Annotated in this window: 9 protein-coding genes; 3 read left to right on the top strand and 6 right to left on the bottom strand. The window is 46.6% G+C overall.

What is annotated here, in order from left to right; translation table 11 throughout:
- The first annotated feature begins 90 nt into the window (after nt 1-90).
- Nucleotides 91-309: a hypothetical protein gene (locus BKD14_RS18875; protein WP_139316490.1), complete on the top strand. Its 219-nt coding sequence runs from the start codon at nt 91-93 to the stop codon at nt 307-309.
- On the opposite strand, the gene BKD14_RS18880 is transcribed toward BKD14_RS18875, so the two are convergent.
- The 4 genes from BKD14_RS18880 to BKD14_RS18900 form a co-directional block, all read right to left on the bottom strand.
- Complete coding sequence (locus BKD14_RS18880; protein WP_022710445.1) at nt 296-589, bottom strand: hypothetical protein; 294 nt, start codon at nt 587-589, stop codon at nt 296-298. The genes BKD14_RS18875 and BKD14_RS18880 overlap by 14 nt on opposite strands.
- A gap of 96 nt (nt 590-685) precedes the next feature.
- Nucleotides 686-946, bottom strand: coding sequence for a hypothetical protein (locus BKD14_RS19050; RefSeq protein WP_083647312.1), 261 nt, complete (start codon nt 944-946; stop codon nt 686-688).
- Nucleotides 943-1,695: a glycoside hydrolase family 108 protein gene (locus BKD14_RS18890; protein WP_075657649.1), complete on the bottom strand. Its 753-nt coding sequence runs from the start codon at nt 1,693-1,695 to the stop codon at nt 943-945. Before BKD14_RS18890 ends, BKD14_RS19050 begins: the two co-directional genes overlap by 4 nt.
- 567 nt (nt 1,696-2,262) lie before the next feature.
- The gene (locus BKD14_RS18900) at nt 2,263-3,213 is read right to left on the bottom strand and encodes a glycosyltransferase family 2 protein (protein ID WP_075657651.1); all 951 of its coding nucleotides are present in this window, start codon (nt 3,211-3,213) and stop codon (nt 2,263-2,265) included.
- Nucleotides 3,214-3,384: 171 nt separating this feature from the next.
- Here BKD14_RS18900 and BKD14_RS18905 point away from each other — a divergent pair, with 171 nt between their 5' ends.
- On the top strand, nt 3,385-4,647 hold the full coding sequence (locus tag BKD14_RS18905) for a hypothetical protein (protein WP_075657652.1): 1,263 nt from the start codon (nt 3,385-3,387) through the stop codon (nt 4,645-4,647).
- 193 nt (nt 4,648-4,840) lie between these two features.
- On the opposite strand, the gene BKD14_RS18910 is transcribed toward BKD14_RS18905, so the two are convergent.
- A complete protein-coding gene (locus BKD14_RS18910; protein WP_075657653.1) occupies nt 4,841-6,532 on the bottom strand; it encodes a hypothetical protein in 1,692 nt (563 codons plus the stop codon).
- A gap of 229 nt (nt 6,533-6,761) precedes the next feature.
- On the opposite strand from BKD14_RS18910, the gene BKD14_RS18915 reads away from it, so the two are divergent.
- Entirely contained in the window at nt 6,762-6,986 is a 225-nt protein-coding gene (locus BKD14_RS18915) for a hypothetical protein (RefSeq protein ID WP_028233507.1), read from the top strand.
- Nucleotides 6,987-7,104: 118 nt separating this feature from the next.
- Here BKD14_RS18915 and BKD14_RS18920 read toward each other — a convergent pair whose 3' ends face one another.
- Entirely contained in the window at nt 7,105-7,443 is a 339-nt protein-coding gene (locus tag BKD14_RS18920) for a hypothetical protein (RefSeq protein WP_139316492.1), read from the bottom strand.
- Nucleotides 7,444-7,636 lie beyond the last annotated feature (193 nt).

Below are 7,636 nucleotides of genomic sequence, written 5' to 3' on the forward strand. Positions count from 1 at the left end.
CACTGGAGAGAATACACATAATGAGAGGTCAGGCATTTTTGTCTGGCCTTTTTTATTTCTCACATCAAGATTGGCTACCAGATGAAATCAATGCATAGCTTATTACGTCAAAATGCAGAAATTGCCTTTGAGAAAACACAGCTTCAAAGCAGTATTCATGCACGTATCTCCGATGAAATCGAAGAAAATGTGAAACTTCGTGATGAGAAGACCGCGCGATTAAAAGCGCAAAGACTTGCTCAAGCGGCGATCACTCCACCGTTAAAAACAAAGAAAACGAAACCCACGAGTATCGTTAAGGCACATTAAAACCACCCTTTAGCATGAAGCTGACAACTCCAAGGATCAGAGCGCTTATTATAAGCCAAACGACCTTCGCCAGAGTATCACTCACACCGGATATCTTCTTTTCCAGATCATTGAACCGGTTGTCCATGTGCTTCCACTGCTCATCTTTGCGTGCATCTGCTATTTCAGACTGAACCTGAAACTTCTCCAGAACCACAAGGCGGGGGAGAATACCGGTCAGCTGCTGCTCAAGATTTACAACGCGGGAACGAAGATCGAAATCATTCTCTGTTGGCGACATCACCAGCACCCCGCTTTCTTCCCATAGGCATTATGACCAGCAACGCCTTTGCCTGCGCTCTGGTCATTACCTGCCAAATAGACAGCGGTTTCCGGCTTAAGGCTGATCTTTTGCCAGCCTGCGCAATTGCTCGCACTGGTCTGACATCCCGCCAAGCTCAACACACAGAGCAACGCTGTCCAAATTGTCGATTGTCTCATTAATCCCTGCCCTGTTCTGAATTGCCTGTGCCACGGCCTGAGCGGCTTTTAGTGCCGCATCCTGCTTGCCGTCATTTTGCCCGAGCGCATAAAAAAAGAGGCCTGAAACTGCCCCTCCGATTACCGCACCTGTGATATGTTGAAGACCGATCCTCATGCCGCCTGATCCTGCATGCGCTTGATGAGGAAATAAACACCGGTGGCAAATGCTCCGACCATGATAATTGCAAGCGCCCATTGGATCGGACCCGAGCCGGAAGCCATACCGCCAAGACCGGATAAAAGGCCGCCAATTGATGCCCATGCCTCTGGCTTTTTAAATGTTTCCATGAGAGATTGATCTTTGGGGTTGGCCTTAGCCGAGGAAGTATTCACATCGGTATTTACTTGGAATCCCCGTATGAGCTGACGTGATTGCGCCTCCACACTGATCACCCGCTTTTGCCAACCCCGACCAAACACTGGCCAAGTTTTCAATGTCTTCATGAACCGAAGACGCTCCGCCGCATAAGCGCCGATCAGATCGCCCTTATATGCCTTCACAGCCGCAACGGTCTGAGCGCCGACGATACCATCAGCCGTCACGCCAACAATCCGTTGTAGCGATTTAATCGCCTGTGCTGGGCCACTGTTCACACCATAGTCAAAAGCCATGAAGTCAATGCCAACCGGAAGCAGATCGCCGCCGGATTGCACCCAATAGGAGCGCCGATAAATCTTTGCAGCTTCTTCCTTGGTGAGCGCTTTGACCTGTGCCGGTGTAACGCTGGCAACACCACGGTGAGCGGCCAATGTCCTGTGAGTAATGCCGTATTTCGTGGCACCGCCCGGGTCTTTCGGATTATTTACATATCCGCCCTCATGACCAAACATCAGGTCAAGCGCGGTCGTTAAGGTCTCACGCATAGCGTTCCTTTCTAAAAGAAAAAGCCGCCTCAAGGGCGGCGCGTCGGTCAGGTTATGGAAACGGTCAAAGCTTGTAGGCATCTCGCCAGAAATCATCCTTCTGGGCTGCGATACTTGAAAATCACAGGATCGAGCGGTCTGCGCAAAGCACAGGAAGGCCATTATGATTATAGTTTATGTCGGACCCGTAAAATATCCCTAACAGAAACCTAGCGTTGGTAGACCCAAAATTTGCTAACGATGAAACTAAATGCCGGGACTGCCAGAAGTATTCCCGGCAGGGAAAATGTCCAAGGTAATCCCAAATATCGAGTTACGATCCAAACGTTCGCATGGTTTATCCCAAATCCGCACAACGACATGACAATGAATCGTGCAATATTGCCGTCAACCTTAAATGTCAGCGATCTGTTCCCATAAAACGAGACGGGTACTGCACAACAGAAAGCCACCATGTTCGACAGAATTGGATCAACTCCCAAGGCTGACAGAATAGAAAAAACGATAAAGTGGATGCCCGTTGCCAGCAGCCCTACAATTCCAAACGAACCAACCTGTCTAACGATTTCAAACATCTTGATCGACACGGTGAACTTTTCGAATAATAACCAACGGGCGCTTCTTTGTTTCGATGAATATGCGGGATAGATACTCTCCTATCACTCCGAGGCCAATCAGGACGATACCATTAGAGAATAGCAAAACAGTCATCAACGATGCATAGCCCGGCACATCTCTGTGTCCAAGGATCAGAACTTTAAAGATGACGACGAAGCCAAACAGCAGCGCGCATCCAGCAATCATGACGCCTATGTAACTCCAAATACGCAGCGGCGCGGAACTGAATGAGGTTATGCCGTCGAGAGCAAAATTCCAAAGTTTTCGATAATTCCATTTCGTGGTGCCGACTTCACGCGATGGGCGTTCATACTCGACAGTAACCGTTTTGAAGCCAAGCCACGCGAAAATACCCTTATTGAAGCGACTTCGCTCGGGTAATTGTTTCAATGCCTCGATCACGGCGCGATCCATGAGACGGAAGTCACCAGCATTCGGCGGAATGGTTATTTCGCTAATGGAATTTATAATACTATAGAAGGCGTTCGCAGTGGCACGCTTCAAGGCAGTATCTGTTTCACGCTTGGCCCGGACAGCTAGAACTACCTCCGCTCCTTTATCCCATTTATCCAACATCTCTACGATGATTTCAGGCGGGTCTTGCAGATCAGCATCGAGAGGGATAACGGCGTCCCCTATCGACTGCATCAGACCTGCGGTGAGCGCTGCTTCTTTTCCGAAATTTCGGCTCAAGTCCACGATGACAATGAATGGGTGCCGCGCTTGATGTTCGCGCAGCACGGCCAATGTTTCATCGCGGCTACCATCGTTAACGCAAACCACTTCAAAGGATCGCCGGGTATTTTTTAAAATCGGAATAAGCCGATCAAATAGAACCGGAATTCCTTCCTCCTCATCCATCATCGGAATAACAACTGACAGCACTGGCTTTTCAGCCATTTCACACCCCAAGAAACCACAACGTTTTATGCATCCTAATCACATTTATGGCGCACACTCCATTAACATTAAGCAAAACACCAAAATAATTCTGCTTGGCTTCACCATAATTGTATTTTTATAGCCACGGTGATATGAACCCGAACTGTGATTTCGGAGTGGGGTGCAGGGATGAATTTTAGACATAAATCTGTTTACTCTAATGCTATCCCTATAGCAGCATTATTTATTAGCTTTGCTGTTTTTTACTTGCGCAGACCGGACATTTTGCAAAACCCATCATTCTGGGCAGAGGATGGGGTGGTGTGGTACAAACAAGCCTACGAATTTGGTATAATTTCACTTGTTTGGCCCCAAAACGGCTACTATCAGACAATTTCAAAGTTGACAGCTTTAGCTTCATTATCTTTCCCGATGGAATATGCGCCGCTTTTTTTCAACGTGGTAGGCGTTACTATCCGCAGTCTTTTCGTTGCATACATTTTGACAAACAGAATGTCCGCCATTCCCCTTAGTTATCGAATTGCTATCTGTGCCTACATCGTTCTGATGCCTGGACTAATGGAAGTACATGCAAATATTACGAATACCCACTGGTATTTATCGATGTGGATTCTGTGTGTTCTGATATCCAATAGACCAAACAGTCAGTTATGGTTTATTCATGACCTTGTTCTAATGTTTATAGCTGGCCTTAGTGGACCGTTTGTCGTGTTTCTCGTTCCTGTTTTCGCGGTGCGATTTTGTTTTGATCCCGATTTTCGAAGATACCTCAAGACGACGAAAGGAATGCTTTTTGCTGGCGCATTGACAGCTGTATGTGCAATTCAGGTAATTGCGGTGCTCCTGTCGTACAATGAGACGAGGAGTAGCGCTCCACTTGGCTTCTCTTTCGATGTAATGGCAAATATTCTGTCCGCACGCATTTTCGTGGGGGCTTTTCTCACCGCAGATCAGATCAGATGGTTGTTCGATCACAGCGTAATAAATGCAGTTGCCACCATTTTATCGCTTGCGTTGTTGTTTTTTGTATTATTAAAATCTAATTGGATAGTAAAGAGTATTATTCTTTTCGCATCTATTATGCTGTTTTTTGCACTTTCAAAGCCCATGATAAGCTTAACTGATCCTCAGTTGCCTTTATTGTCATCAGCAGGAGAAAGATATTTTGTGATTACAAATATCGCATGGGTAGCATCACTACTCTCGGCTTGTGGTTACGTCGCAAAAAAATTATCCGATGCAGTAAAATATACTGTCTCAACAACCATAGCCGCCGTTTTTTTGATTGTAAGTGCATTCAATTTTTCAATCGAACCACTATCAGACACCAACTGGACAGAGCAGGCAATGGCATTTCAGAAGTTAAACAGCGGTGAGCGTTTCGAATTTCAATTAAATCCGCCATCATGGAAAATGACATTAGTTAGGTAAACCTCCGGCGACCATATATTTATGGTGGCGAACGCTACAAATGGTGAGCTATTATGATGTCAACGATTTTTGCATACGTATCAATAGCGCTAGTCATCGCTGTTTTGATGCGGTTGTTTTTCAGAGGTAGAACGGGCAAAAAAAACGATGATCTCCCGCCTCCTCCCCCTCGGAAATTTGGATGGTGACCCATTTACAAGCCAATAGCAACAAGGCCAAAATCGGCCAACCCCGCTGGAAGATTGCCGCCTCCTATAGGCCTGAATATCAACTTAGCTAGAGTTGATGTGCTAGCATTCACGTCATAGGTGCATTGAATATTGACTCCTGACCGGTTAGTAGAAGATACGCTCGTAGGGGCAGTGCTAAACAAGCCGGGAGGGAGCGGCATGTCATAGGTGTAGGTTTCGGTCGCGGTGAGGTTGATGACGCTACCTGTGGCAAACTGCTTGAAGTCACGGTCCACGGACTCGCTGACCTGCGATGGTGACGCGGGGTTGACTTCAATATTCCCTTTATAGGTTCCAGATAAGACAGAATTAAGCAATACGGGCAAAACGGTCTGATTTTCCAATATATTGTTGTTCACAGACAGGTTCGTGGGAGCGCCTTCGCACTGTATGGCAGTCGTACCCTGAATTATGATGTTATTATTAATGGTGATTTGCCGCGCTTCGCTGCGCAAAAATATGGCAGGCTTGCTGCTATCTTTTGCATCAATCCTATTTCCAGAAATAATATGATCGTAACCATCAAGCACTACGGCCACGTCTGTGTTACCAGATGCACTGTTAATCCAGTTTCCAGTTATAAAGCATACATTGTCCTCATGGCGGATGCTTTCGCCTTTCATAAGGTCAATAACATTATTTGCTATCGTCGGAAGCAGACCAGCCTCGCCATGGAAAAAGCGATATCCTCCAGCATCAATGTTATTGACTATCTGCCAGCCTTCACACTGATAGCCCTGCACAGGATGCGCTTCGGTTGTCCAATGGATGAATAGCCCTGTAAATTCTGCATGGTTCCCTTGCACAACGATGTTTACGGAATAATTGCCCCGTATATTGATTGCGTTAGGGTGTTCATTGGTCCCAAGTGAATAGTTCTCTACGATGGATGAATACCAAACATTGAATAACTCAACCTCAACACTGAAATGATACGGCGGTGTTTGTGACCCAAACTTACAGCCTTTAACAATCGTACCTCTTGAAGCGCCTATCGATGGATCGCCTATAACGAGTGCGCGATCTATAGCAACTCCGACGGGGTCAAAGTGGATACCTTCCACTCTGGTTCCTTCGCCAGCGAAGATGAATTTGGCATCTTGTGTGCTGTGAATTATTCTAGCCAAGCAGTTACTAGCCGACCGCATTACCGGCCCTTTAACTGATTTTGCCGTAATCTCTCCTGAAATCAGATAGTCTTGGGAAAATTCAACCTCTTTCCCCGAAGACAATGCATATTGTATGGAAGCGGTATCATCGGTTTCGCCGTCGCCCTTGGCTCCGAACATTTCAGGACGAACAACGCTTTCAGCCAACTCCCACCACGCGCCATCAGCAGATTGCACTTTACCAGCATGGGAAGGTTCGGACAAAACGCGCTTGTAGAGCGCCCCACCACCATCGCCGGGAGCGTAATAACCGGCAGTGCGGAGATATTGCACAGGCTCCTTAATGGTGGACGCTTCGACTTCGGCAACGCTGGCGTAATCGCTTGATTTTGGCAGGTTCCCAAGCTGCGCTTCTGGTACCAGGCCGTTTTCATCAAGCGTAGCAACGCCCTCTGCGGCTCCCTTTTCGCGCGCCATCAGCGTGGCATGCCAACCTGAAAATCCGATTTCGATGTCACGATTGTTGCGTGTGTATTTAACTGCCATCACTTACCCCTTGCTGCTGCTGCAATCCATGCAATGCCAGCGAGAGCGATCCACATGAGAATTAGCATGCCGCTAAAGTGCCAGAATGATTGAAAGGTGAATTCGAGGAAGGGCATAATTCATCCTTATGCAGGTCAGCCGAAAAGGTTAAGACAGCATTGGCAAAAATGAATCGCAAATATTCGTAGAGGTGGTAACTTTAGTTTTTACTTACATGCGGGAGGATACAATGCCATTTCGATCTAAGGATTATATCGGGTCTTACACGCCCGAACAGTTGGATATGCTTCAAAACATGTACAACGAAGTTTGCGCTATTTTAGGCGAATGCCCCACCACAGGAGAAAAACGCGAAATAATTGCAAAGGCGGTGATACGTTTAACTGAGCAAGGCGAGAAAGACCCAATCCAGATCGCACATACCATAAAGTTGCTTGCGCCAATTATGTACTAATTCTCACTCCGCAGTGTTTGTCTTTAGTATCACATCTATCCTCTCTCCTGAGGAGATAGAAATGAGCACCCGCGCCGAACCGTGAGGAACGGCGGGGTGAAACCGGCAAATTAAAATCTCAACGCCCTGCAGCAATGTGCGGGTCGATATGCTTGTAGGTATCAACGGCAAGCCGGAAGGCCGAGTTGGGCTGGTTCTGAATATTGTACTCAACAGCATGGGAGTTGGTACTTCGATCAGGCAGCGATGTGATGCCGACAGTGATAACGTCTGCCTTAAAGACATCCGGCACGTCATAGTCAGAAATGGTGAGTTTTACTGCATACACTGCTGGGCTGACATCAAGTGCAGCAGCCGGCGTACTCAGGCAGAAGGCGGCAGCAAGCATAGCAATGCAACCGAAGAACATACTTCGTAAAAGTTTCATGCGTTTTCCTTTCAATTTGATATCAGACAATAAAAACCCCGCACTAAGCGGGGCACCAAGAATTTCATACATATTTACTTAAGAAGGTTATATTAGTAATATATAAATTCACGGGGAATTTTTATTATTTTGGAAGGTTGATTATGCATCATTCAAATAATGAAAATCAAACAAATCATTCAACTCCACATCCTATAGAAGATGAATGCCAAAGATCATTGCA

Origin of the sequence: Pseudochrobactrum sp. B5 (assembly GCF_001939785.1) — a bacterium.
Lineage (GTDB): Bacteria > Pseudomonadota > Alphaproteobacteria > Rhizobiales > Rhizobiaceae > Pseudochrobactrum > Pseudochrobactrum saccharolyticum.